The organism is Nocardioides agariphilus (assembly GCF_015352445.1).
Lineage (GTDB): Bacteria > Actinomycetota > Actinomycetes > Propionibacteriales > Nocardioidaceae > Nocardioides > Nocardioides agariphilus.
On record NZ_JADKPO010000030.1, the window covers coordinates 1 to 22,906 of the forward strand.

Annotated in this window: 25 protein-coding genes and 1 riboswitch; of the genes, 16 read left to right on the plus strand and 9 right to left on the minus strand. The window is 70.7% G+C overall.

Translation table 11 applies throughout. The annotated features are described in order from the left end of the window. Positions 1-377: 377 nt before the first annotated feature. The 5 genes from napA to ISU10_RS18080 all read left to right on the plus strand — a co-directional run bounded on the left by napA (position 378) and on the right by ISU10_RS18080 (position 3,900). Positions 378-668 carry a nucleoid-associated protein NapA gene (napA, locus tag ISU10_RS18060; RefSeq protein WP_194697826.1) on the plus strand — a complete coding sequence of 97 codons (291 nt, stop codon included), beginning with the start codon at positions 378-380 and terminating at the stop codon, positions 666-668. Positions 669-764: 96 nt separating this feature from the next. Continuing rightward, positions 765-1,235, plus strand: coding sequence for a LytR C-terminal domain-containing protein (locus tag ISU10_RS18065; protein WP_370865638.1), 471 nt, complete (start codon positions 765-767; stop codon positions 1,233-1,235). A 27-nt stretch (positions 1,236-1,262) separates the two neighbouring features. Beyond that, positions 1,263-2,096: a trehalose-phosphatase gene (otsB, locus tag ISU10_RS18070; protein WP_194697828.1), complete on the plus strand. Its 834-nt coding sequence runs from the start codon at positions 1,263-1,265 to the stop codon at positions 2,094-2,096. A 60-nt stretch (positions 2,097-2,156) separates the two neighbouring features. Next, positions 2,157-2,278, plus strand: a riboswitch (SAM riboswitch). A 10-nt stretch (positions 2,279-2,288) separates the two neighbouring features. Next, positions 2,289-3,590, plus strand: coding sequence for a threonine synthase (gene thrC / locus ISU10_RS18075; protein WP_194697829.1), 1,302 nt, complete (start codon positions 2,289-2,291; stop codon positions 3,588-3,590). A gap of 34 nt (positions 3,591-3,624) precedes the next feature. Next, positions 3,625-3,900, plus strand: coding sequence for a MoaD/ThiS family protein (locus tag ISU10_RS18080; RefSeq protein WP_194697830.1), 276 nt, complete (start codon positions 3,625-3,627; stop codon positions 3,898-3,900). A 6-nt stretch (positions 3,901-3,906) separates the two neighbouring features. Here the strand turns inward: ISU10_RS18080 and ISU10_RS18085 are convergent, their stop codons facing one another. From ISU10_RS18085 to ISU10_RS18105, 5 genes are all read right to left on the minus strand, one after another. Continuing rightward, on the minus strand, positions 3,907-4,383 hold the full coding sequence (locus ISU10_RS18085; protein WP_194697831.1) for a GDYXXLXY domain-containing protein: 477 nt from the start codon (positions 4,381-4,383) through the stop codon (positions 3,907-3,909). After that, on the minus strand, positions 4,380-5,651 hold the full coding sequence (locus ISU10_RS18090) for a DUF2157 domain-containing protein (protein ID WP_194697832.1): 1,272 nt from the start codon (positions 5,649-5,651) through the stop codon (positions 4,380-4,382). The genes ISU10_RS18085 and ISU10_RS18090 overlap by 4 nt, the downstream gene beginning before the upstream one ends. Before the next feature lie 116 nt (positions 5,652-5,767). Beyond that, a complete protein-coding gene (locus tag ISU10_RS18095) occupies positions 5,768-6,943 on the minus strand; it encodes an RNA polymerase sigma factor (RefSeq protein WP_228501284.1) in 1,176 nt (391 codons plus the stop codon). A gap of 38 nt (positions 6,944-6,981) precedes the next feature. After that, on the minus strand, positions 6,982-7,335 hold the full coding sequence (locus ISU10_RS18100) for a YciI family protein (RefSeq protein WP_194697833.1): 354 nt from the start codon (positions 7,333-7,335) through the stop codon (positions 6,982-6,984). Between the two features lie 6 nt (positions 7,336-7,341). Next, complete coding sequence (locus ISU10_RS18105) at positions 7,342-7,695, minus strand: YciI family protein (protein ID WP_228501285.1); 354 nt, start codon at positions 7,693-7,695, stop codon at positions 7,342-7,344. 301 nt (positions 7,696-7,996) lie between these two features. Between ISU10_RS18105 and groL the strand changes: the two genes are divergently transcribed. Continuing rightward, complete coding sequence (groL, locus tag ISU10_RS18110) at positions 7,997-9,625, plus strand: chaperonin GroEL (protein ID WP_194697834.1); 1,629 nt, start codon at positions 7,997-7,999, stop codon at positions 9,623-9,625. 144 nt (positions 9,626-9,769) lie between these two features. On the opposite strand, the gene ISU10_RS18115 is transcribed toward groL, so the two are convergent. Next, positions 9,770-11,458 carry an RCC1 domain-containing protein gene (locus tag ISU10_RS18115; RefSeq protein ID WP_194697835.1) on the minus strand — a complete coding sequence of 563 codons (1,689 nt, stop codon included), beginning with the start codon at positions 11,456-11,458 and terminating at the stop codon, positions 9,770-9,772. A 59-nt stretch (positions 11,459-11,517) separates the two neighbouring features. Between ISU10_RS18115 and ISU10_RS18120 the strand changes: the two genes are divergently transcribed. Continuing rightward, positions 11,518-12,381 (plus strand): EamA family transporter, encoded by an 864-nt coding sequence (locus tag ISU10_RS18120; protein ID WP_194697836.1) that lies wholly within the window; start codon positions 11,518-11,520, stop codon positions 12,379-12,381. 38 nt (positions 12,382-12,419) lie between these two features. Here ISU10_RS18120 and ISU10_RS18125 read toward each other — a convergent pair whose 3' ends face one another. Next, positions 12,420-13,055 (minus strand): maleylpyruvate isomerase N-terminal domain-containing protein, encoded by a 636-nt coding sequence (locus tag ISU10_RS18125; RefSeq protein ID WP_194697837.1) that lies wholly within the window; start codon positions 13,053-13,055, stop codon positions 12,420-12,422. A 74-nt stretch (positions 13,056-13,129) separates the two neighbouring features. Between ISU10_RS18125 and ISU10_RS18130 the strand changes: the two genes are divergently transcribed. Genes ISU10_RS18130 through ISU10_RS18140 form a run of 3 tightly spaced genes read left to right on the plus strand, consistent with a single transcriptional unit; the run spans position 13,130 to position 14,919 of the window. Then, entirely contained in the window at positions 13,130-13,681 is a 552-nt protein-coding gene (locus ISU10_RS18130; protein WP_370865641.1) for an RNA polymerase sigma factor, read from the plus strand. Next, a complete protein-coding gene (locus tag ISU10_RS18135) occupies positions 13,678-14,310 on the plus strand; it encodes a hypothetical protein (protein ID WP_194697838.1) in 633 nt (210 codons plus the stop codon). Before ISU10_RS18130 ends, ISU10_RS18135 begins: the two co-directional genes overlap by 4 nt. Before the next feature lie 21 nt (positions 14,311-14,331). Next, a complete protein-coding gene (locus ISU10_RS18140; protein WP_194697839.1) occupies positions 14,332-14,919 on the plus strand; it encodes a nucleotidyltransferase family protein in 588 nt (195 codons plus the stop codon). Here the strand turns inward: ISU10_RS18140 and ISU10_RS18145 are convergent. Further along, the gene (locus tag ISU10_RS18145) at positions 14,873-15,673 is read right to left on the minus strand and encodes a methyltransferase domain-containing protein (protein WP_194697840.1); all 801 of its coding nucleotides are present in this window, start codon (positions 15,671-15,673) and stop codon (positions 14,873-14,875) included. The genes ISU10_RS18140 and ISU10_RS18145 overlap by 47 nt on opposite strands. Before the next feature lie 73 nt (positions 15,674-15,746). Here ISU10_RS18145 and ISU10_RS18150 point away from each other — a divergent pair, with 73 nt between their 5' ends. From ISU10_RS18150 to ISU10_RS18160, 3 genes are read left to right on the plus strand one after another with little or no spacing between them, the layout of a single operon-like run. Beyond that, entirely contained in the window at positions 15,747-16,622 is an 876-nt protein-coding gene (locus ISU10_RS18150) for an AAA family ATPase (RefSeq protein WP_194697841.1), read from the plus strand. Further along, a complete protein-coding gene (locus ISU10_RS18155; RefSeq protein ID WP_228501287.1) occupies positions 16,622-17,758 on the plus strand; it encodes a vWA domain-containing protein in 1,137 nt (378 codons plus the stop codon). Before ISU10_RS18150 ends, ISU10_RS18155 begins: the two co-directional genes overlap by 1 nt. Continuing rightward, positions 17,751-18,923: an XdhC family protein gene (locus tag ISU10_RS18160; protein ID WP_194697842.1), complete on the plus strand. Its 1,173-nt coding sequence runs from the start codon at positions 17,751-17,753 to the stop codon at positions 18,921-18,923. Before ISU10_RS18155 ends, ISU10_RS18160 begins: the two co-directional genes overlap by 8 nt. A gap of 51 nt (positions 18,924-18,974) precedes the next feature. Here the strand turns inward: ISU10_RS18160 and ISU10_RS18165 are convergent, their stop codons facing one another. Beyond that, positions 18,975-19,565: a DUF308 domain-containing protein gene (locus ISU10_RS18165; RefSeq protein WP_194697843.1), complete on the minus strand. Its 591-nt coding sequence runs from the start codon at positions 19,563-19,565 to the stop codon at positions 18,975-18,977. 94 nt (positions 19,566-19,659) lie between these two features. Here ISU10_RS18165 and ISU10_RS18170 point away from each other — a divergent pair, with 94 nt between their 5' ends. The 3 genes from ISU10_RS18170 to ISU10_RS18180 all read left to right on the plus strand — a co-directional run bounded on the left by ISU10_RS18170 (position 19,660) and on the right by ISU10_RS18180 (position 22,868). Further along, positions 19,660-20,955 (plus strand): transcriptional regulator, encoded by a 1,296-nt coding sequence (locus tag ISU10_RS18170; RefSeq protein ID WP_370865643.1) that lies wholly within the window; start codon positions 19,660-19,662, stop codon positions 20,953-20,955. A gap of 63 nt (positions 20,956-21,018) precedes the next feature. After that, a complete protein-coding gene (locus ISU10_RS18175; RefSeq protein WP_194697844.1) occupies positions 21,019-21,594 on the plus strand; it encodes an ArsR/SmtB family transcription factor in 576 nt (191 codons plus the stop codon). Continuing rightward, on the plus strand, positions 21,591-22,868 hold the full coding sequence (locus ISU10_RS18180) for an MFS transporter (protein WP_194697845.1): 1,278 nt from the start codon (positions 21,591-21,593) through the stop codon (positions 22,866-22,868). Before ISU10_RS18175 ends, ISU10_RS18180 begins: the two co-directional genes overlap by 4 nt. Positions 22,869-22,906: the final 38 nt, after the last annotated feature.

The following is a 22,906-nucleotide window of genomic DNA, read 5'->3' on the forward strand; positions in this document are numbered from 1 at the left end:
TTCGAGACAGGCGCTGCGCGCCTTCCTCAACCAGCGGTGTTCGAGGGGGTCTTCCTCGATGGTGCGTCTGCTGGTTGAGGAGGTTGCGCCGCAACCGTCCGAAACCAGGATCGTGGGTGGTGCTGGGTTGCGTGTGGGGGGTTTCGAGACAGGCGCTGCGCGCCTTCCTCAACCAGCGGTGTTGGAGGGCTGCGCGCCTTCCTCAACCAACGGAGTTCGAGGCCATCTCAAAGTCCTCGAAGTAGAGCCAGGGGAGATCAGGCAGCTGACCAGGGCGTCGGCGGCTCCGGATGGCATAGCGTCAGGCTGGACAAACGCAGCAGCGACGCGCCGGGACCGAATGACATCCGTGTGATTCATCGCCTACAGTGGTCCGCATGGACGCCGCCACTCATCTCGCCCGGGCCGATGGCCAGCCTGGCCTGAGCGACCGCGACCGCGAGATCCTCGAGTTCGAGCGCCAGTGGTGGAAGTACGCCGGTGCCAAGGAGACCGCCGTCCGTGAGCAGTTCGATATGTCGGCGACCCGCTACTACCAGGTGCTCAACGCCCTCATCGACCGGCCCGAGGCACTCGAGGTCGACCCGCTGCTCGTCCGTCGCCTGCGCCGCCTGCGAGCTGCTCGTCAGCGTCAGCGCTCGGCGCGACGCCTCGGGTTCGAGGTCTAGGGCGACATGAGGCCGACTTCCCCGTCACGGCCACCCGCTCGGCCGAGTCCCCGGCCACACCGCCAAGGGCACCGGTGGGCTCGCACCGAGCACGGCGTGGTCTTCCCCTCGCCCGTGGTGATCCTCAGCATCGTCGCGGTCGCCATGGCCGGCCTGGCCTACTTCGCGACGCAGGGCCAGCCGCCCACCGAGCGTGAGGTCACGCCGGTCGCGACGACGCCGTCGGAGACCACCACGTCCACGCCGTCATCGATGCCCACCACCAAGCCGAAGCCCACCAAGCCGCCGGTCGACAAGGGCAAGGTCTACGTCGAGGTCTACAACAACTCCGGTGTCACCGGCCTGGCGGGCCGTATCGGCGACACCGCGACACAGGCGGGCTGGCAGGTGGTCGGCACCGACAACTGGTACGGCAGCATCCCGGCCTCGACGGTCTACTACCCGCCCGCGCTCAAGCGTGCGGCCCGGGCCTTGGCGCTCGACCTCGGCATCGGTCGCACCGCGTTGGCCGTCGACCCGATGAAGCGCGACCGGCTGACGGTCATCCTCACCTCCGACCACGCCTGAGCGAGAGGTTCATGCCAGGGTTGGCACGTGGACTTCACCTCGGCCGACGGCGAGCAGCGCTATGCGGACCTGGTCGCGCACGCTGAGAGCGTGATCGTCGGTCTCGACTTCGACGGCACCCTGGCCCCCATCGTCGACGACCCCGGCTCGGCCCACATCCACCCGGAGGCACCCGAGGTGCTGACCGACCTCGCGGAGGTGGTCCGCGCCGTCGCGGTGGTCACCGGCCGGCCCGCTCGTCAGGCGCTGGCCCTCGGCGGTCTCGACGAGGTCGGCGACGCGATCGGGGGTCGGGGCCGCGAGCTCTACCTGTTCGGCCAGTACGGCAACGAGCGCTGGACCTCTACCAACCGTCGCGTGATCACCCCGCGACCGCCGGCCGGGCTCGCGACGTTCGAGCGGGAGCTGCCACGGGTGCTGCGCGGCGCCGACGCCGCCGAGGCGTTCGTCGAGGACAAGGGCCTCGCCGTCGCCGTGCACACGCGTCGTCTCGACGACCCGGACGGCGCCTTCGAACGGCTCGTCAAGCCCATCGGCGACCTCGCCGAGCGGCACGGCCTGACCGTCGAGCCCGGCCGCCAGGTGCTGGAGGTCCGCTCCCACGGGATGCACAAGGGCCTGGTCGTCGAGTACCTCGCCGAGCACCTCGAGGCCGGCGGGTTCCTCTTCGCCGGCGACGACCTCGGCGACCTCGAGGCCTTCGAGGCCGTCTTGGACCTCCGCAGCCGGGGGTTGTCGACGCTCCTGGTCTGCTCGGCCTCCCGCGAGCAGTCGGCCCTGCGCGACCTGGCCGACGTCGTGGTCGCCGGTCCCGACGGCGTCCTCGACCTGCTGCGACAGCTGACGCGCGACGCCGCCTGACGCATCCGGATGGTGGACGCGCAGTACGCATGCTGAGACAGCGGCCGGTAGGTTAGGGCTTGCTCATCGAGAGGGACTGAGGGAACGGCCCTGCGAAGTCCCGGCAACCGGCTGCAACATCCAGGCAACTGACCGGTGCCAATTCCGGCCCGCGGCGAGAGTCGTCACGGGGAAGATGAGGGAGGTCAACTCTTGAGCGCCCCAGCCGTCGAACTAGCTGACCAGAAGCCGCGCACGACCCATCGCCCCGGTGCCTTCGGGCACGCCCGGGCGCTGGTCTGCCGGGAGTGTGGTCACGAGGTCGAGCTCGGCCCGTCCTACGCCTGTCCGGAGTGCTTCGGACCCCTCGAGGTGGGCTACGACGAGGAGGCGCGCGCCCGTGTCACCCGCGCGCAGATCCAGGCCGGCCCGCCCAACATCTGGCGCTACAAGGCCCTGCTGCCTGTGCCCGACGACATCGAGTCGAGCCCCAACACCGAGCCCGGCTTCACGCGGCTGCTGCGCGCGGACAACCTGGGCCGCACCCTCGGCATCGACACCCTCTGGGTCAAGGACGACTCCACCAACCCGACCAACTCCTTCAAGGACCGCGTGGTCGCCTGCGCCTTGAGCGCGGCTCGGGAGCTGGGCGCGACGACCTTCGCCTGCCCGAGCACGGGGAACCTGGCCAACGCCGTCGCCGCCGCAGGCGCCCGTGCCGGCATCAAGACCGTGGTGTTCATCCCGGCCGACCTCGAGAAGCCCAAGCAGGTCAACTCCGCCGTCTACACCGACTCGCTCGTGGCCGTGAACGGCACCTACGACGACGTCAACCGGCTGGCCTCCGAGATCGCCGGCGAGGAGGAGGGCTGGGCGTTCGTCAACGTCAACGTGCGGCCGTTCTACGCCGAGGGGTCCAAGACCCTGGGCTTCGAGATCGCCGAGCAGCTCGGCTGGCGACTGCCCGACCAGGTGGTCATCCCGGTGGCGTCGGGCTCGCAGCTGACCAAGGTGGACAAGGCCTTCCAGGAGCTGATCAAGCTCGGCCTGGTCGAGGAGAAGCCCTACAAGATCTTCGGCGCGCAGGCGACGGGGTGCTCGCCGGTGTCGGCGGCCTACAAGGCCGGCACCGACGCGATCCGTCCGGTCAAGCCCGACACCATCGCCAAGAGCCTGGCCATCGGCAACCCGGCCGACGGCATCTACGTGCTCGACATCTGCCGCCGAAGCGGAGGTGCGGTCGAGGACGTCACCGACGACGAGGTGCGCCAGGGGATCTTGCTGCTCGCGCGCAACGAGGGCATCTTCACCGAGACAGCCGGGGGCACCACCGTGGCGGTGACCAAGAAGCTCGTCGAGACCGGGCAGCTCGACCCGACGCTCGAGACCGTCGTGATCAACACGGGCATGGGACTCAAGACCCTCGATGCCATCGCTGACCAGGTGGGTCCCGCGGCGACCATCGACCCGTCGTACACCGCTTTCTCCGCCACCGGCATCGGTGCGCGAGACTGACCTGACCGAACCCCCACGAGGAGCTGAGCCACTGATGAGCGTGTCCGTCCGGATCCCCACCATCTTGCGCACCTACACCGGTGGCGAGTCGGAGGTCAGTGCCCAGGGCGCCGACCTGGCGGCCGTGCTCGACGACCTGGACGCCAACTTCGCGGGCATCAAGGGTCGCATCCTCGACGAGTCGGGGGCGCTGCGGCGCTTCGTCAACGTCTACGTCGGCAACGACGACGTGCGCTTCCTCGACAACCTGCAGACCCCCACGCCCGACGGCACCCAGATCTCGGTGATCCCGGCGGTCGCCGGAGGCTGACCGAGGTCAGGCCGGCTCCACGCGCACCAGCGCCGCATGACCCCGTGAGTCGACCTTGACGACGGCCACCATCTGGCCACCGGCGACGTCGTCCTGCATCGCGGCAGCCTCATCTTGCGGCAGGAACAGGCTCTCGATGCCGCAGCGCACCCGCCAGTCGCGGTCGTCACACGCCAGGTACGGCGTGCCCTGCGGCCGCGTGCGGGTGTAGTCGCCGGCGACCCAGAGGTCGCCGTCCTCGACCAGCGTGACGTAGAGCGTGCCGTCGCCGGCCACCTGCTCGGCTCGCTGCTCGGAGATCTCGGGGTAGTCGAGGTCCACGTAGGCGCCGCGGAACGGGTCGAGGGGATCCACCGGGGCAACCCGGAGGCGGTACTCCTCGCCGGTCGTCCTGGCCGAGATTCGCGGAGCGACTGCCAGCCCTACCAACGCGAGCTGGACCAGGGCGACGACGAGGACCTTCACCACTGCTGGACGTCTCATCGGACTGCTCCTTGTGCGTCGTCGGCGAGGCTGCGCGCGAGCTGGCGGCGGGCGCGGTCGGCGAGCCAGCCGGTGCCGGCGAAGACCAGCCCGAGCAGCAGGAACAGCCAGGCGCCCTGGATGATCGCGGCGAACACCGAGAACGCCTGCGTGGTCGTGAACACCACGAGCGCGGCGGTGGCCAGGAACGTCAGGCGGCGACTGTCGCGCAGCACGCCCAGGACGGCGAACCACCCTGCCGCGGCCACGTAGGCGACCACGCCGAACGCGGCGTGCGCCCAGCCCTCCAGCCCGACCTGGTTGCCGGTGTCGAAGTCTGCCCCCAGATCTGACCCGAACTCCCACAGCACCAGCAGCACGCCCACCACCGCGACGACCAGGGCCAGCGCCGGCTCGAGGCGCGCGTTGTCGGTCGCGAAGGCGGTCGAGGCGACCATCGCGAGACCAGCGGCGACGAGCACCGCGACCACGGTGGTGGACCAGCTGAAGTCGTCGGCGGTCACGAAGGGGAGAGCGGCCACGAACAGCGCGCCGAGGGACAGCAGAGCGCCGATCTCACGCCAGGCGCCCGAGAAGCCCCTGAACGACGTGCCCAGGCGCGTCGCGTGGACCGCGGCGACCGACGCCGCGACGCCTCCCGCCGAGAACAAGACGAGCAGCACGGTCAGCGCGTCGGGGGAGTCCCAGCTCACCTGCCACACCAGCCAGGACGCCAGGCTGAGCAGACCGATCACCAACGGACCCGCGGCGCGGACGGCGTACGCGTGCACCAGGGCGCCCAAGCCCCACCACGCCAGGAGCTGCGGCTCGTACGCCGGCACCTGCAGGCTCTGCGCGGCCTGCATGACCACGGCACCGAACGCGAGCGCGGCCATGATCCGCACGGCGCCCACGACCGGGGACGGGATCGGGCCGCCGTGCTCGCGCCGGCCGGCCAGAGCCTCACCGCCTGCGAGTAGGGCCAGCCAGAAGGCCGACACCACGATGAAGCGCGTCAGCGGCGGCAGCTGGTCGAGGTTGCTGGCGACCAGCCAGATGATGCCGACGCCCACGAAGCACGCGCCGAGCACGAGCAGCAGGCTGGCCAGGCTGAACCGGCGCGAGGGGTGGTAGCCGGCCAGGATCCTGGTCGCGGTCTGGTCGTCGAGAAGACCGGCGGCGCGCCAGTGGGGCAGCTCGGCGGCCAGCCAGTCGAGCTGGGCGGGGGTCGCCGGGCGGGTGCGTGGTGGTGCGGCGGGTGGCGGTTCGGTGGTCACGGCTGTGCTCATGGCCTCATGCTCGGGGCGCCACGGGTCGGGCGCCTGCGCCCGCGTACTCAGGTGACCTGGGTAGTAGGGCGCCAGTCAGGACCCCAGTCCGGACGCCAGTCAGGACGCCAGTCGCCTCAGCTGGAGCCGGGCAGCAGCCGCCGAAGTCCGGACCGCTCGGCCTCGTTTGCGCACAGGTCGATCGCGCGACGCAGCTCGGCGGCCGCCTCGTCGCCTCGGCCCAGGCGCAGCAGCAGCTGGCCGCGTACGGCCGGCAGCCGGTGGCCCGGCAGGTCCAGGTCGTCGAGCAGCGCGAGCCCGGCATGGGGGCCGTCGGCCTCGGCCACCGCGACCGCCCGGTTGAGGCGCACGACCGGCGATCCGGTGAGGTCGTCGAGCTCGCGGTAGTGCGCCGAGATCCGCGGCCAGTCGGTGTCGGCCGCCTCGGTGGCGATCGAGTGCTCGGCGGCGATCAGCGCCTGCAGGAGGTACGGCGTGCCCGGCGCGTGTGCCCACGGCGTCAGGAGTGCGAGCGCCTCGGCGATCTCGTCGTCGTGCCAGCGTCGCCGATCCTGGTCGGGCAGCAGCACCAGCTCTCCGCGGGCGTCGACGCGTGCGTCGCGCCGTGAGTGCTGCAGGAGCATCAGGGCCAGCAGGGAGTCGAGCTCGACGCCCGCAGGTGCGACCTCGCGCAGCACGCGCGCGAGCCGGACCGCGGCCGCGGCCTGGTCCGGTCGCAGGACGTCTGCGCCCGAGCCCGGCGCGTAGCCGGCCGTGAAGGCCAGATAGGCGACGTCCATCGCGAGGGTGAGTCGCTGCTCGAGCTCGGGACCGGGCGGCAGCTCGAACGCCTCCTGGGCCAGGCGCTTGCGTGCGCGCGTCAGCCGTGCGGCCATCGTCGGGATCGGCACCAGGAACAGCCGCGCGATGTCCTCGGTCGCCACCCCCATGACCAGGCGCAGCGACAGCGCCGCCGCCGACTCGGGCGAGAGCGTGGGATGGGCGCACAGGAGCACGAGCCGCAACCGCTCGTCGTACGCCGAGACGCCGAGGTCACCGGAGTCGACCATCACGCGCTGGGCCTCCTCGGTCAGCTCGGCCTCGACGGCGAGCACGGGCAGCTTGCGGGCGGCGACCGCCTCGGCACGGAGGCGGTCGAGGATGCGGTTGCGGGCGGCCGTCAGCAGCCAGGCCGACGGGTTGGCGGGAGTGCCGTCAGCGGGCCAGGTCCGAGTAGCCGCCTCGAAGGCGTCCCCGAGGCCGTCCTCGGCCAGGTCGAGGCGCCGGTACCGCGCGACGAGCAGGGCCAGCAAGCGGCCCCACTCCTCGCGCCAGACCTGCTCGACGTGGTTCAGAGGTCCTCGATGTCCACGACCGGACGCACCTCGATGACGTAGTGGTCCGGCAGCAGCCGGCACAGCTCCATCACCTCCTCGATGGTGCCCGCGTCGACGTGGTAGTAGCCGCCGAGCTGCTCGACCGTCTCGGCGTACGGGCCCTCGACGACCTGGCGGAGGCCCCCGATCGTGCGGAGCGTTCTCGCGGTCTCCTGGCGGGCGACCGCCTGGCCACCGAGGATCTTCCCGCGCGCGGCGACGGCTTCGCAGAACGCGTCATGGCCGGCCATCACCGCCGCTCGGTCGTCGTCGGTCATCCGACCCCACGAGTCGGGGTCGGCCTCGGCCAGCAGGACCAGGTGGCTCACCCGCGCTCACATCCCCTTGCAGGCACGGACCTCGATCAGGCTCTCGCCCTCGCCGAGCACCTTGCACGCATCGACCACGGCGTCGATGCTGTCGGCCTCGATCAGGTAGAAGCCGGTCAACTGCTCCACGGACTCGGAGTAGGGGCCGTCGGTGACGGTCTGCGTTCCGTCGGACGACGTGCGCAGGGTCTTGGCCTCTCGGGAGTAGGTCAGCTCCGAGCCGCCGGTGACGCGTAGCCCGCGCTCCTCGAGGAGCTTCGCGAACTCCTGGTGCTTGTGGTACGTCGCCTGCCGCTGCTCCTCGCTGGCGCCCTGCCAGGCAGCCTCGTCACCTGGCAGCAGCACGATGTACTCGGTCATGGGTCCACTCCTCTTCGGCTCGTGGTGAGTGTGTCACTGGCATGACGGGCGGGGTACGACGAAATCGACAGGTCTGCTCGAAGGCTTCCCAGCGCCCGGACGTCGAGCCACATCGTTTGCACTCGCAGGGTGCGAGTGCTAAACATGACGCTGGCACTCTCGGCATGAGAGTGACAAGACATCCGGACCGGGGTAGCTGAGGTCACGGGCGCCGGCGAGCAGGGTTCGCCGGGTCAGCCGGGGCCGTCCGTCGCGGGCAGCGAGCCGGCCACCAGACTCATAAGAAGGAATCGCAAACCAGATGGCGAAGCTGATTGCTTTCGACGAGGAGGCCCGGCGCGGTCTGGAGCGTGGCATGAACACGCTCGCGGACGCCGTCAAGGTCACCCTTGGCCCCAAGGGCCGCAACGTCGTGCTCGAGAAGAAGTGGGGTGCGCCCACCATCACCAACGATGGTGTGAGCATCGCCAAGGAGATCGAGCTCGAGGACCCCTACGAGAAGATCGGGGCCGAGCTCGTCAAGGAGGTCGCCAAGAAGACCGACGATGTCGCTGGTGACGGCACCACGACCGCCACGGTCCTGGCCCAGGCGATGGTCCGCGAGGGCCTGCGCAACGTGGCCGCGGGTGCCAACCCGATGGGCATCAAGCGCGGCATCGAGAAGGCCGTCGAGGCCGTCTCCGAGGCGCTGACCGCCGCGTCCAAGGACGTCGAGACCAAGGAGCAGATCGCCTCGGTGGCGGCCATCTCCGCGGGCGGCGACCAGAGTGTCGGCGACATCATCGCCGAGGCGATGGACAAGGTCGGCAAGGAGGGCGTGATCACGGTCGAGGAGTCGAACACCTTCGGCATCGACCTGGAGCTCACCGAGGGCATGCGGTTCGACAAGGGCTACATCTCGGCCTACTTCGTGACCGACCCCGAGCGCATGGAGACCGTGCTCGACGACCCCTACATCCTCGTGGCCAACCAGAAGATCAGCTCGGTCAAGGACCTGCTGCCGCTGCTGGAGAAGGTCATGCAGGCCGGCAAGCCGCTGCTGATCATCGCCGAGGACACCGACGGCGAGGCCCTCTCGACGCTGGTCGTCAACAAGATCCGCGGAACCTTCAAGTCCGTCGCCGTCAAGGCTCCGGGCTTCGGTGACCGTCGCAAGGCCATGCTGCAGGACATCGCGATCCTGACCGGTGGCCAGGTCGTCAGCGAGGAGGTCGGCCTCAAGCTGGAGTCGACCGGCATCGAGCTGCTCGGCTCGGCCCGCAAGGTGGTCATCACCAAGGACGAGACCACCATCGTCGAGGGCTCCGGTGACGCCGACCAGATCGCCGGCCGGGTCAACCAGATCCGCGCCGAGATCGAGAAGTCCGACTCCGACTACGACCGCGAGAAGCTGCAGGAGCGCCTGGCCAAGCTGGCCGGCGGTGTTGCGGTGATCAAGGTCGGCGCGGCCACCGAGGTCGAGCTCAAGGAGCGCAAGCACCGCATCGAGGACGCCGTCCGCGCCGCCAAGGCGTCGGTCGAGGAGGGCATCGTCGCCGGTGGCGGCGTGGCGCTCGTGCAGGCCGGCATCACGGCGTTCGAGAAGCTCGACCTCACCGGTGACGAGGCCACTGGTCTCAACATCGTCCGGGTCGCGCTGGCTGCCCCGATCCGCCAGATCGCGGTCAACGCGGGCCTCGAGGGCGGCGTGGTGGCCGAGAAGGTCGCCGGTCTGCCCATCGGTCACGGCCTCAACGCCGCGACCGGCGAGTACGGCGACATGCTCGCGGCCGGCATCCCCGACCCGACCAAGGTCGTCCGCTCGGCCCTGCAGAACGCCGCGTCGATCGCCGCGCTGTTCTTGACCACCGAGGCAGTTGTCGCGGACAAGCCCGAGAAGGCTCCCGCGATGCCCGGTGGCGACGGCGGCATGGGCGGCATGGACTTCTGAGGACTACTGCGCCGAGTCGGCGCAGATCGCCCCACCAGAGTCAACGAGTCGGCGCAGACAGCCCTTCCAAGAGGGCGATCTGCGCCGACTCGGCATTTGTCAGAGGCGGACGAACGATGTCGGACGCGGCCGATCTGCTGCTCCCTACCGAGCGGTCACCCGGGCACGGGCGGTGGTGGCGCGCAGGGAGCCGTTGCCGGCGTACGACGCCTTGATCGTGATGCGTACGGCGGCTCGCGTGGTCCGCAGCTGCGGCTGGGTGATCTCCACCCGGGCATGCAGCGTGCAGTCGCGCCGGACCTTGGTCGTGACCTTCTTCAGCACGCGTCCCGCGGGATTGGTGGCGACGAGCCGGACCTTGCCGGTGCAGGTGGCGGAGTCGCGGATGAACGCCCCGCCGAGCTTGCCGGTGACGGTGAAGGTGTAGGGACGCGTGCGGTCTCGCTGCGGACTGGCGTGGAGTGCGAGCGTGGGTCGTTCGGACGTCCGGACCCGGCGGCCGAGGTCGACTGGCCCGACGGTGCCGGGGGTCTCGTTGTCGCCGATCTGGTCGGTGTTGCCGTAGCCGAGCTGCCCGTAGAAGTTGTAGCCCCAGCAGCGCAGCTGCCGGTTGTCGAGGACCGCGCACGTGTGATCCCAGCCGGCGGCGAGAGCGAGCGCGGTGCGCCCGGTGCCGAGGTTGACCGGGCTCGCGGTCGCGGGGGTCTCGTTGTCGCCGATGTCGTTGGTGTGGCCGTAGCCGAGCTGGCCGTAGAAGTTGTAGCCCCAGCAGCGCACGGCCTTCGTGTCGAGGATCGCGCACGTGTGCTCGCCGGCGGCAGTGATGGCCGAGGCGGTGCGGCCGGTGCCGAGGTTGACGGGTCCGGCATCGGCGGGGGTCTCGTTGTCGCCGATGTTGTCGGTGTTGCCGTAGCCCAGTCCTCCGCTGGCGTTGTAGCCCCAGCAGCGAACGGCCTTGGTGTCCAGGATCACGCAGGTGTGGTAGTCGCTGACCGCGATGGAGAAGGCCTTGCGACCGGGGCCAAGGTCGACGGGCCCCGCGGTGCCGGGGGCCTCGTTGTCCCCGATGACATCGGTGTTGCCGTAGCCGAGCTCGCCGTTGCTGTTGAAGCCCCAGCAGCGCACGGTGTGGTTGTCGAGGACCGCGCAGGTGTGCTGGGCCCCCGCGGCGATGGCCAGCGCGGTGCGACCGGCCCCGAGGTCGACGGGTCCTGCCGAGGCCGGGGTCTCGTTGTCGCCGATGACGTCGAGGTTGCCGTAGCCGAGTCCACCGCTGGCGTTGTAGCCCCAGCAGAGCACGGTGTGGTTGTCGAGGATCGCGCACGTGTGGTCGACACCCGCAGCGATGGCCAGGGCAGTGCGACCCGTGCCCAGGTCGACCGGGCTGACGCTGGCTGGCGTCTCGTCGTCACCGATGTTGTTGGTGTTGCCGTAGCCGAGCTGGCCGTAGAAGTTGTAGCCCCAGCAGCGCACCGACCTGTCGTCCAAGATGGCACAGGTGTGGGCCTCGCCGGCGCTGATGGCCAGCGCGGTGCGGCCGGCGCCGAGGTCGACCGGTCCGGCTGTCGCGGGCGACGCGCTGTCGCCGACGTTGTCGGTGTTGCCGTACCCGAGCTGGCCGAAGTTGTTCTGCCCCCAGCAGCGCACGGAGCGGTTGTCGAGGATCGCGCACGAGTGATGGCCGCCGGCGGCCACCGAAGCCGCTGCGATCCGGCTCGCGGTCGAGGACGCCTGCTGGGCGTTGGCGGGCGCCGTACCGACGCCCATCGCGACCAGGAGCAGCGACAGGACCATCGATGACGCGCCGAGCCTCCGGCTCCTCAGCACCAGCATGGTGCCCACCGTGTCAGGTGCCGTGCAGCCTGGGAAGAGCCATGTGACAGCCTGCGGGCGTGGGTCCGGTGGCGCTGGCGCTGGTGCTGACGGCGGCCGTGCTGCACGCGCTGTGGAACTACGCCGCCAAGGGCGTGACCCAGGACCGGGTGCTCTTCGTCTGGCTGTTCGCCACGCTGAGTGCGGCTATCTGGATGCCCGTCGCGGTGGTCTGGATGCTGGCCTCCCACGAGCGGCCGCAGTGGACCTGGCTCGGCGCGGCCACGGTCAGTGCGGCGTTGCACATCACCTACAACCTCGTGTTGCAGCGCGGCTACGCCGAAGGCGACCTCAACCTGGTCTACCCGATCGCTCGGGGGACCGGGCCACTGCTGACCTTCGTGGTCGCGGTCTCGGTGCTCGGTGAGCGTCCGGGAGTGGTCGGTGCGCTCGGGGTGAGCCTGGTCGTGGTGGGCGTGCTGATGATCTCGTGGACGCCACGGGACCTGCATCGTCCGGGAGCTCGCGCCGGGATCACCTGGGGCGCCCTGACCGGCGTGACGATCGCGGCGTACACCTTGTGGGACAGCCACGTCGTCACCGATCTGGGCGTGCCGCCGGTGACGTACTTCGTGCTCGGGCTGCTCTGCCAGGTCCCCTCGCTGACCGCGATGACGGGCAGCCGGATCCGGGGCGTACGGCGGGCCTGGCCCACCATGGGTCGACGAGCTCTGGTCGTGGCCCTGCTGTCACCGCTCGCCTACATCCTGGTGCTCCGGGCCATGCAGGTGGCCCCGGTCTCGCTCGTCGCCGCGGCGAGGGAGAGCAGCATCGTCATCGGCGCCCTGCTCGGCTGGTTTGCTCTCGGCGAGGCGCGAGGCGCCCACCGCCTCGCCGGCTCCGCGGTCGTGGCCCTCGGCATCGCGGCGATTGTCGTGGGCTGAGGGCGGCTCTTGGCCTGCGTGGTCTCCGGACGCGGCGCTCAGAAGGCGTTGATCGCGGCGGGTGCTCGCTCGGCGCGGGTCAGCGCGGCGAGGACGGCGGACTGGCCGTGACGCCGGACGGCGAGGCGGGTCAGCAGTGAGAGGACGGGGCCGAGCACCTCGTCGGGCAACCCGGGAGCCGACACCCCGACGGATGCGGCGAGGTCGTCTGAGTGGACGGCGATCTCCATCATGCGGGTCACCAGGAAGTCGTCGCGGCGCAACGACCAGCCCTGCCAGGGGATCAGCACCGGCTGGTCTGAGGGCACCGCCGCCAGGACCGCCGGCAACGTGGCGGTCGCCTCACGCAGACGGGTCATCAGGGCGTCGTGGCCGTCGGCGGCGTCTCGCTGACCGCCCGTCCGGATGTTCTGGCTGACCTCGTCGCCGATCTCGGCGGTCACCCACGCCGCTCTGCGGTAGTGCTCGTCGAGGGCGATGGGGTCCACGCCCGGGTCATCGCTCAGGCGGGAGAGCCCGAGGAAGACCTGCGCCGCGAGGTGACCGGCGAGCCCGCCGACCGACCACTCGGCCAGGGCGCTCGGCCGGTCCCAGGCCGCGGAGACCTCGAGCCGGCCCACCAGGTCGAGCACGGAGCCGGCAGCGATGAGGTAGGCATCGGCGATCTCGCTCACGCACGCGAGTCTGGCAGCCGCCGCCGACAGTGAAAGACCGGGCGTGCTGCCGGACATGTGACACCGTGAGGCCCGTGGCCGAGGTGGTCGACGACGCGAGACGCGAGCGCTTCGAGTCGCTCGCGGTGACGCTGATCGAGCCCTTGCGTCGCTACCTCGCCCGGCGCGCGGATCCCACCACCGCCGACGACGTGCTCGCCGAGACGCTCCTGGTCTGCTGGCGCCGTCTCGAGGAGCTGCCCGGCGACCCGCTGCCATGGGCCTACCGGGTCGCCGCCAACTGCCTGGCCAACGCTCGACGCGGCGTACGGCGCCAGGAGCGGCTGGCGGCGAAGGTCGCGGTCGTGGACCCGCCCGCCTCCGTCGTGCCGGGCCCCGGGGACACCGAGGCTCCAGACCTGGACGCCGCGCTTGCTGCTCTCCGGGACGAGGACGCCGAGCTCCTGCGCCTGTGGGCCTGGGAGCAGCTCACGCCAGCCGAGATCGCGGAGGTGCTCGACATCACCCCCAACGCGGCCAGCATCCGGCTGCACCGAGCCAGGGAGAAGCTCCGTGCCGAGCTCGGGGCGCGAAAGGGAGATCGCCCGGCCGGACATGAGGAGTCGGACGAAGGGAGCAGGAGTTGAACGACGACCAGCTGCGCGAGCTGATGTCCTCGCGCGACCCCGCCGCCTCCCTCCCGCCGGCCCGCCCCGAGCGGGTGGCCCGACTCCTGGAGGACACGATGAGCCCCGACGTCCAGACGCCTGCGGACCAACGCCAAGAAGCCGACCCACGCCGGCGGACCCCACTCACCTGGGTGCTCGCCGCAGCAGCCGTCCTGGTGATCGCCGGCGTGGGTTTCTTCGCCCTCAACGGTGGTGAAGGCAGGCAGCCGACGGCGACGCCACCGTCGAGCGAGGCGCCGCGGACGGTGCTGCACCTCACTGCGCCCCCGCCGACCCAGGGCAGGTGCGCCATGGTCACCGCCCGCCTGCTCGGCAACCAGGACTCGGCGTTCGACGGCACGGTCACGGCGATCGACGGGAGGAGCGTGACCCTCGAGGTCTCGCACTGGTACCGCGGCGGCGACCAGGACCTGGTCGTCGTGGAGGCCCCGGATCCCGAGATGCAGGCGCTGATCCAGTCAGTCACCTTCGACCAGGGTGGGCGCTACCTGGTCTCCGCCACGGACGGCATCGTGACGGTGTGCGGGTTCTCGGCCGCGTACTCCGATGACCTGGCCGCGATCTACGCCGAGGCGTTCGGGGCGTGACGGGGGCATAGCCTGGCTGGCGTGAGCCTCGACGGACTGCTGCTGGCGGCAGGCGCGGGCACCCGGATGGGCCGGCCCAAGGCCCTCGTCGTCGGTGACGACGGCGTGCCCTGGCTGCACTCCACCGTCGCCACACTGCAGTCCGGTGGCTGTCGTCGGCTCACCGTGGTCCTGGGCGCGTCCGCCGAAGAGGCAGCGGTCCTGCTCGCCGCTGCGCCGATGCCTCACGAGGACGTCCACGTGGTCGTCGCACACGAGTGGGCAGAGGGCATGGGCGCCTCGTTGCGCACCGGCCTCGCGGCCGCGGACCCTCATGCCGACGCAGTGCTGGTCACCCTCGTCGACCTACCCGACGTCACATCAGAGGTCCTACGCCGCGTGGCGGCCAGCGCGACCGGGCCGGCGGCGCTGGCCCGCGCGACGTACGACGGAAGGCCGGGCCATCCCGTCCTGATCGGGCGCGACCACTGGGAGGGTGTGAGGCAGTCGGCCACCGGCGACAGGGGGGCCCGCGACTACCTGGCGGACCACGGGGCCATCGAGGTCGAGTGCGGTGACCTGGCTAGTGGTCGAGACGTCGACACACCAACACGAACATCCGGCGCGTGAAGACGAGGTCGTCGTCTCGCATCGCCAGCAGCTGCTCGGCGTAGCGGTCGACGGAGAAGTCCTCGGGCACCTCCCACGGCACCATCCGCACGTAGCTCACGAACGCGTCCACATCGGCGAACCGCAGGGAGCCGCTCCACTCCTGAGCCCGCTCGATGACGAAGCCCGCCTCCTCGGCCTCTGCCCGCAGGTTCGCCAAGGTCACGTGGGAGTAGGCCGGGGTGCCGCCGAACAACGCGTGCGTCTCCTCGAGGTCGCGGCCGTCGACCTGCTGGGTCACGAACACCCCGCCCGGCCGCAGCACGCGGAAGACCTCCGCCGCGACGTAGGACTCGTGGCGGTCGAGCACGACGTCGAACCGCCCGTCCTCGAACGGCATCAGCGCGTCGTGCTCGCAGTCATAGGGGACGATCGCGATGCCGTGAGGTGCGAGGGCCTCTGTCGCGTGGGGCAGGTTGGGCGCCCACCCCTCGGTCGCCAGCGTGTCCTCGGGCAGCGCGTCGACCAGCCGCAGCAGGACCTCGCCGCCGCCGGTCCCCATGTCCAGGGCCGACGTCGCACCGGAGAGCGCCGAGCGGGCGAGGTCCTCGTAGGACCAGGGCGGCTCGTCGGCCTCCACCTGCCCCTCGAGGAAGGAGAAGTCCCAGCCCTGACTGGGTTCTGCGAACCTGGCCCGCCACTGCTCCAGCAGCTCCTCGGGCAGCTCCTCGGGCAACTCCTCTGGCAACTCCTCTGGCACCACAAGCCAGAGCATCGCAGGCTTCTTGCGAGTTGCCGTTGTGTCAGCGCCAACCGCCGGCCAACTGAGCGGCAAGTAGCCTGGACGAATGCAACCGGAGTCTGCCTCCGACGTCGCCGCCCGACTGGCGGCGACGGGCTACCTGTGCGACGGCGACCTGGCCACGGTCACCTACCTCGCCTTGCGGATGCAGCGTCCGCTGCTGCTCGAGGGCGAGCCCGGCACCGGCAAGACCTCGCTGGCCGAGGCGATCGCCGAGTCGCTCGACCTGCCGCTGGTGCGGCTGCAGTGCTACGAGGGCATCGACGCCACGCAGGCGCTCTACGACTGGGACTTCCCGCGTCAGATCCTGCACCTGCGGGCGTTGGAGGCCGCAGGCGGAAGCGGCGACGTGGAGGAGGCCGAGAAGAGCCTGTACGACGAGCGGTTCCTGCTGGCCCGGCCGGTGCTGGCCGCGCTCCAGCAGAGCCCGGCAGTGCTGCTCGTCGACGAGGTGGACCGGGCCGACGACGAGTTCGAGGCGTTCCTGCTCGAGGTGCTCTCGACCTACCAGGTCTCCATCCCCGAGCTCGGCACCGTGAAGGCCACGACACCTCCGGTCGTCGTCCTCACCTCCAACCGCACCCGCGAGCTGCACGACGCGCTCAAGCGGCGTTGCCTCTACCACTGGATCGAGCACCCGGGTCTCGAGCGTGAGGTCGAGATCGTGCGGTCGCGGGCTCCGGAGGTCTCGGCGGAGCTGGCCCAGCAGGTCGTGACCGTGGTGCAGCAGCTGCGAGACCGCGACGACCTCGCGAAGCCGCCAGGAGTGGCCGAGACCCTCGACTGGGCGCGCGCCCTGACCTACCTGGGCACCGCCCAGCTCGACCTGGCCTCCGCAGCCGCCACGCTCGGGGCGCTGGTGAAGTACCGCGAGGACGGCGAGAAGGTCAGGCAGGCCCTCGACCAGATGCTGCGCGTGTGATGACGCCGGCGACGACCATGGGCCAGGTCCGCGGCGGCGACGAGATCCTGCTGGCCTTCACGCACGCCCTGCGAGCCGCAGGCGTGGCGGTCACGCAGGACCGCGCACAGGGGTTCTTGGCGGCCGTGGCGCTGCTCGACGTCGCAGACCAGCGCGCCACCTGGGTGGCGGGCCGCTCGACGCTGTGCGCCGGACCTGACGACCTGGCGAGGTACGACGCGGTGTTCGAGGCGTTCTTCAACGCCCGAGACGGGCTCCCGCGCACTCGACCCGCTGCCCTGTCATCACCTCAGACCTCCTCCCTCCCGGAGTCGGAGGGCGACGGCGACAGCGACGGCGACGAGGTCGAGACGATGGTGGTCAGCGCCAGCCGCGCCGAGGTGCTGCGTCACCGCGACGTCGCCTCGCTGTCTGCGGCCGAGCGGGCACGTCTCGCCGCGATGTTCGCGACGATCCGTCCGCGCGCGCCCATGCGCCGTACGGCTCGACACCAGCCCTGGCACCGCGGTCGCGTCGACGCCCACCGCACGCTGCGCTCGAGCCTGCGCCTGATGGGGGAGCCGACGAGGATCAGCTGGCGACGCCGGGGCAGCAAACCCCGTCGGCTGGTGTTGCTGGTCGATGTGTCCGGATCGATGAGTGCGTACGCCGATGCGCTGCTGAGGCTGGCCCACCGGCTCACCACCGCGCTGCGAGACCAAGGTGGCGTGGTCGAGACCTTCACCGTCGGCACCCGGCTGACCCACCTGTCGCGGGCGATGCGTCTGCGCGACCCCGAACGGGCGTTGGTGGCCGCGGGCGACACGGTGCCCGACTGGTCGGGGGGCACGCGCCTGGGCGAGACGCTGCGGGTCTTCATGGACCGTTGGGGTCAGCGTGGGCTGGCCCGCGGTTCGGTCGTGGTGGTGTTCAGCGATGGCTGGGAGCGCGGCGACCCGGCCCTGTTGGCCGAGCAGGTGCAGCGGCTGCGCCGGGTCGCCCACCGCGTCGTGTGGGTCAATCCCCACCGCGGCAAGGCCGGCTACGAAGCGGTGCAGCAAGGCGTGGTCGCCGTGCTGCCCCACGTCGACGAGTTCGTCGCCGGCCACTCGTTGGCGGCGTACGCAGAGGTGGCGGAGGTGATCTCCCGTGCGTGAGGTCCTGCCGGAGCTGATGGCCTGGTGGCAGGCCGGCGAGACGGTGGGCGTGGGCACCGTCGTGGCGACCTTCCAGTCCGCTCCGCGCCCGCCCGGTGCCTCGATGCTGGTCGGACCCGACGAGTCGGCGGTGGGCTCGGTCTCGGGCGGCTGCGTCGAAGGTGCGGTCTACGAGCTCGGGCAGTCGGTCGTCGAGTCCGGAGTCCCGGTGTTGCAGCGCTACGGCATCTCCGACGACGACGCGTTCGCCGTGGGGCTGACGTGCGGCGGCATCCTCGACGTCTACGTCGAGAAGGTCAGCAAGCAGACCTTCCCCGAGCTCGCCGAGATCGCTGCTGACATCGAGGCCGGCCGTCCGGTCGCCCTGGCGACGGTCATCGAGCACCCCGACCCGTCAGTGCTCGGACGACGCATCGTCGTACGGCCCGAGGAACCCGCCGTCCGTGACGAACGTGCTGTTTCAACCGACTTTTCACAGCACTTTCGTCACGGACGGCGATCCCTCGGCAGCTCCCGGATGGACGACGCGGTCCACGACGACGCGATCGGCCTGTTGGCGAGCGGTACCAACGCGACGCTGACCTACGGGCCTGACGGAGAGCGGCGCGGCGAGGGCATGCGCGTGTTCGTGTGGGCCTTCGCGCCGAAGCCCCGGATGCTGGTGTTCGGCGCGATCGACTTCGCGGCGGCCGTCGCGCGGGTCGGCGCGTTCCTCGGCTATCACGTGACGGTCTGTGACGCGCGGCCTGTCTTCGCGACCAAGAGCCGCTTTCCCGAGGCCGACGAGGTGGTCGTCGACTGGCCCCATCGCTACCTCCAGGCAGAGCAGGACGCCGGCCGTGTCGACCAGCGCACGGTGGTCGCCGTACTCACCCACGACCCGAAGTTCGACGTAGCTCTGCTCGAGGTGGCCCTACGCCTGCCCGAGGTCGCCTACGTCGGGGCGATGGGCTCGCGGCGCACTCACGAGGACCGCCTGGCGAGGCTGCGCGAAGCAGGGGTCACCGACAAGGAGATCGACCGGCTCTCCAGTCCGATCGGCCTCGACCTCGGCGCGCGGACACCCGAGGAGACGGCCATCTCGATCGCGGCCGAGATCGTGGCGCTGCAGTGGGGCGGTACGGGCGACCGGCTGGCCGAGCGCGACGGTCGCATCCATCACTGAGTCCATGGGCGAGCGGAGCTCGCCTGTCCGGCGCTGCTGCAGCAGGAGGCGTCAGCGGCCGCTGAGCAGACGAGGACCGGGGACCACGACGGCCCGCACGGGCTTGGCCAGGGCGCCGAGCACGAAGTACAGGCAGCCCCACAGCGAGGCCAGGGCGCCGCCGAAGAGGGCCAGGTTGGTCACGCTGCCGGTGGCGTGGGTGACGAGAATGGCCACCAGCCCGATGTCGACGAGAACGGCAGCACCCATCGCGAGCCGCGCCTTCGCGGTTGCCGTGTAGGCGCCGAGCAGCTCGAATCCCGCGCGGACGGCGAGCCAGGCCGCGAGCACCCAGGTCAGGGTCGTGGTCGACAGTCCGGGCACCACCACGACGATGGCAGCGGCGGCCAGTGCCACGCCTCCCAGCACCACGACGATCGGCTGCACGTCGACGCGCGGCGGGGTGCCCCAGCGCAGGTAGCCCTGCCGGATCGTGGTCGCGCCTTCGAGCAGGGCCCAGACGCCGAGGATGAGGACTAGGGTCGAGGCCGAGATGCCAGGCTGGTTGGAGGTGACGACGCCCACGACGAAGGCGATGGCGCCACGGGTCACGAGCATCGCTCGGCCCAGGGTGAGGGCACGGCTGGCTGGGGGCAGATCCATCAGGATCTCCTGTCGTCGTCCGGACCGGGTCCGGGTGACGGGGCCAAGGGTTGACCTGCAGTGTACGCCTACCTGATTTACTAGCGCTCGATAAGTGAGTACCCTGGCACGCGGACAGCACGAGGAGGACGCCGGCATGGCCACCGCCGACAGCGACCTGCTCTCGCGAAGGCTGGCCGCGGTCCGGGCGTGGACGACGTTCGTGGAGCTCGGCGACGAGGCGCACACGTTGGTGCGCCCGGAGATCTACGCCTCCTGGGAGCGATCCGGTGCAGTCGTCCGTCCTGACGTGCTGCACGCGCCCTTGGCCGACGAGGACGACACCCAAGCGTTCTGGCGGGGTTCGCCTCTCCAAGTCGCGGTGGCGCGGGTCGAGGAGGAGCTGCGGCGCACGGCCGAGGACGGCGACCTGGTCCTGGCCGTGACCGACGCGGACACCCGCATCCTGTGGACCTACGGCGGTCGGGTGATGCGCCGCAAGGCCGAGAGGGTCAACTTCGTGGCCGGCGGGCGATGGGACGACGAGAGCGTCGGCACCAACGCCCTCGATCTGGCCAACCGACTGGCCCGGCCGTCGATGGTGTTCTCGGCGGAGCACTACGCCTCGATGGTGCACAACTGGGTGTGCTGGGCCGCGCCCGTCAACGACCCCGTCACCGGTCGCCAGCTCGGCGTCATCGACCTGTCGACCACCTGGGACCGCACCCACCCGATCGGCCTGGCCACCGCGCGGGTGATGGCGCGTCTGATCGAGCAGGCGATGCCGAGATCGCATGAGCACCCCGGCCTGGCCCACCTGCGAGCCGCCGACGAGTCACCCGATGTGGCGGGCCTGACCTTGCGCCTGCTCGGCACCGCCGAGGCGCACCTCGACGGCCGGCGGCTGCTGTTGAACCGTCGGCAGACCGAGATCTTGGCGTTGCTGGCGATGAATCCCGAAGGGCTGTCCCTCGAACGCCTGCACGCGATGGTCTACGGCGATCACCACGTCACCTTGTCCACGTTGAAGTCCGAGGTCTCCCACCTGCGCTCGACGTTGCACGGCCAGCTGGCCTCACGGCCCTATCGCCTCACGCTGCCCGTGACCACTGACGTCGAAGCCGTGCTCTCCGCGGTCGGCCGCGGTGAGGTGACGCAGGCCCTGGTGGCCTATGGCGGCGACCTGCTCCCGGGCACGAACTCCCCTGCCCTGGCCGAGCTGGGGGAGTACGTCGCGGTCGCCGTCCGCGAGGCCCTGCTGGCCGACCCGCAGCCCGAGGCGGTGGTGCGCTACAGCGAGCTGGCGCCGTACGACGCCGAGGTCCTCGAGGTCTGCCTGGACCGCCTCGGCGACCGGCCACACCCCGCCGTGCCGCTGATCAAGGGGCGCCTGGCGGTCGCCGGAGGGTAGTCGGACACTTCAGTTTGCAAAGAAGTCTTTGCAAAGAAGTGTTTGCAGTCGTAGGGTGCGGCTGTGGAACTGACCTCGATCACCCCCGATGTCGCCGGACTGCGGGCCCTGGGCCACCCGACCCGGCTGAAGATGCTCGGCATGCTGCGCTCCGAGGGGCCGGCGACCGCGACCACCCTGGCCACCCGCCTGGGCATCAACACCGGCCAGACGTCCTACCACCTGCGCCAGCTGGCCCAGCACGGCTTCATCGTCGACGAGCGCGAGCGCGGCGACGGGCGAGATCGCTGGTGGAAGGCCGCTCACCAGTCCACGAGGACCGCGCCCGAGCCTGCCGACCCGGCCGACCGCGAGGCGTTCGACGCCTACATCCGGGCCGTGGCGATGATCTACGCCCAAAACATCCAGGACGCCGTGCGAGAAGGCCCCCTGCTTCCGAAGGCCTGGCGCGAAGCCTCGACCTTCAGCGACTACCACGTGCGGGTCACCGCCAAGCACGCCGAGGCGCTGACGACCAGGATGCACGAGCTGTTCATGGAGCTGCGCGAGGACGCCGACGACGATCCCGACGCCGCGGACTTCGTCTTCCAGTTCCAGGCCTTCCCGCGCCCCGGCCACCTGGGAGGTGAGGAGGCATGATCCGCGCAACCGGCCGCCGTACTCCTCTGTACGGCTTCCTGCTCGCCGACGCCATTTCGCTGTCCGGCACGCGCGTCTCGATGATCGCGATCCCGTGGCTGGTGCTGACCACGACCGGCTCGGCTGCCCAGACCGGCCTCGTCGCGTTCGCCGAGATGCTGCCGCTGGTGGTCGTCCAGGCCCTGGCCGGGCCGGTGATCGACAGGCTCGGCGCGCGCCGCGTCGCCATCACCTGCGATCTGCTGAGCATGGTCGTGGTGGGCCTGATCCCCCTGCTCCACCTGGCCCGCGCGCTGTCGTTTCCCGTGCTGCTGGGCCTGGTCGCACTCGGTGGCGGACTGCGTGGGCCGGGCGATGGTGCCAAGCACGCTTTCGTCCCGGCGCTCAGTGCCCACGCCGAGGTGCCCCTCGAGCGCGCGACCGGCCTCGCTTCGGCCGTCGAGCGTACGGCGAGCTTCGCCGGCGCCGCGATCGCCGGCGCGCTGGTGGCCTTCGCCGGGTCGGCCAACGCGCTGATCGTGGACGCGCTCTCCTTCGGCCTGTGCGCAGCGGTCTTCGCGTGGTCGACCTCGGCCATGCGCGCGGAGCGGGTCGACGAACGTCCTGTCGGCACGACGTACGTCCAGGAGCTCTCCGAGGGCTGGACGTTCTTGCGCAAGGACCCCGTGCTGGTCTCGATGTCCAGCATGGTCGCGGTCACCAACCTGCTCGACCTGGCGTTCTCCGCCGTGCTGTTGCCCGTGTGGATCAGGGACAACGGCTACAGCGTCGGCGTGCTCGGTGCGTACTTCGCCACCTGGGCCGCGGCGTCGGCCGTCGGGTCCGTGGTGGCCGCGTGGGCGGCGACCCGGTTGCCACGCTTCCACGTCTACCTCTGGTCGTTCGTGATCACCGGCATCCCACGGTTCCTGCTACTGGCCCTGGGCGTCCCGTGGTGGATCGTGATCGGCTCGTGCCTGGTCGGCGGCTTCGCGTCCGGATTCCTCAACCCGATCCTGGGCGCCGTGATGTACGAGCGGATCCCCGCGGCCGTGATGGGACGGGTGAGCACCATCAGCAACGCGCTGTGCTGGTCGCTGATGCCGTTCGGCGCTCTGCTCGGCGGCCTCATGTCCGACGGCTTCGGGGTGACGGCTGCCCTGCTGGTCACGGGTGCGGCCTACCTCGTGGCGACGATGGCCCCGCTCGCCGTCCCATCGTTCCGGCACTTCGACAAGCCGGCCGCTCCGAGGCTCGAGGAGGGCGAGCTGACGCCGGCCGAGAAATCGGCCTGACACCAATTCACGTCCAAGAACCTGGACGCCCAACCGTT

Excerpts from the sequence above, each read along its gene's own strand:
- napA (WP_194697826.1), top strand. The coding sequence starts at position 378 with ATGGACGCCGCCACTCATCTCGCCCGGGCCGATGGCCAGCCTGGCCTG.
- ISU10_RS18080 (WP_194697830.1), top strand. The coding sequence starts at position 3,625 with ATGAGCGTGTCCGTCCGGATCCCCACCATCTTGCGCACCTACACCGGT.
- ISU10_RS18085 (WP_194697831.1), bottom strand. The coding sequence starts at position 4,383 with ATGAGACGTCCAGCAGTGGTGAAGGTCCTCGTCGTCGCCCTGGTCCAG.
- ISU10_RS18090 (WP_194697832.1), bottom strand. The coding sequence starts at position 5,651 with ATGAGCACAGCCGTGACCACCGAACCGCCACCCGCCGCACCACCACGC.
- ISU10_RS18105 (WP_228501285.1), bottom strand. The coding sequence starts at position 7,695 with ATGACCGAGTACATCGTGCTGCTGCCAGGTGACGAGGCTGCCTGGCAG.
- groL (WP_194697834.1), top strand. The coding sequence starts at position 7,997 with ATGGCGAAGCTGATTGCTTTCGACGAGGAGGCCCGGCGCGGTCTGGAG.
- ISU10_RS18115 (WP_194697835.1), bottom strand. The coding sequence starts at position 11,458 with ATGCTGGTGCTGAGGAGCCGGAGGCTCGGCGCGTCATCGATGGTCCTG.
- ISU10_RS18145 (WP_194697840.1), bottom strand. The coding sequence starts at position 15,673 with ATGCTCTGGCTTGTGGTGCCAGAGGAGTTGCCAGAGGAGTTGCCCGAG.
- ISU10_RS18150 (WP_194697841.1), top strand. The coding sequence starts at position 15,747 with ATGCAACCGGAGTCTGCCTCCGACGTCGCCGCCCGACTGGCGGCGACG.
- ISU10_RS18155 (WP_228501287.1), top strand. The coding sequence starts at position 16,622 with ATGACGCCGGCGACGACCATGGGCCAGGTCCGCGGCGGCGACGAGATC.
- ISU10_RS18165 (WP_194697843.1), bottom strand. The coding sequence starts at position 19,565 with ATGGATCTGCCCCCAGCCAGCCGTGCCCTCACCCTGGGCCGAGCGATG.
- ISU10_RS18180 (WP_194697845.1), top strand. The coding sequence starts at position 21,591 with ATGATCCGCGCAACCGGCCGCCGTACTCCTCTGTACGGCTTCCTGCTC.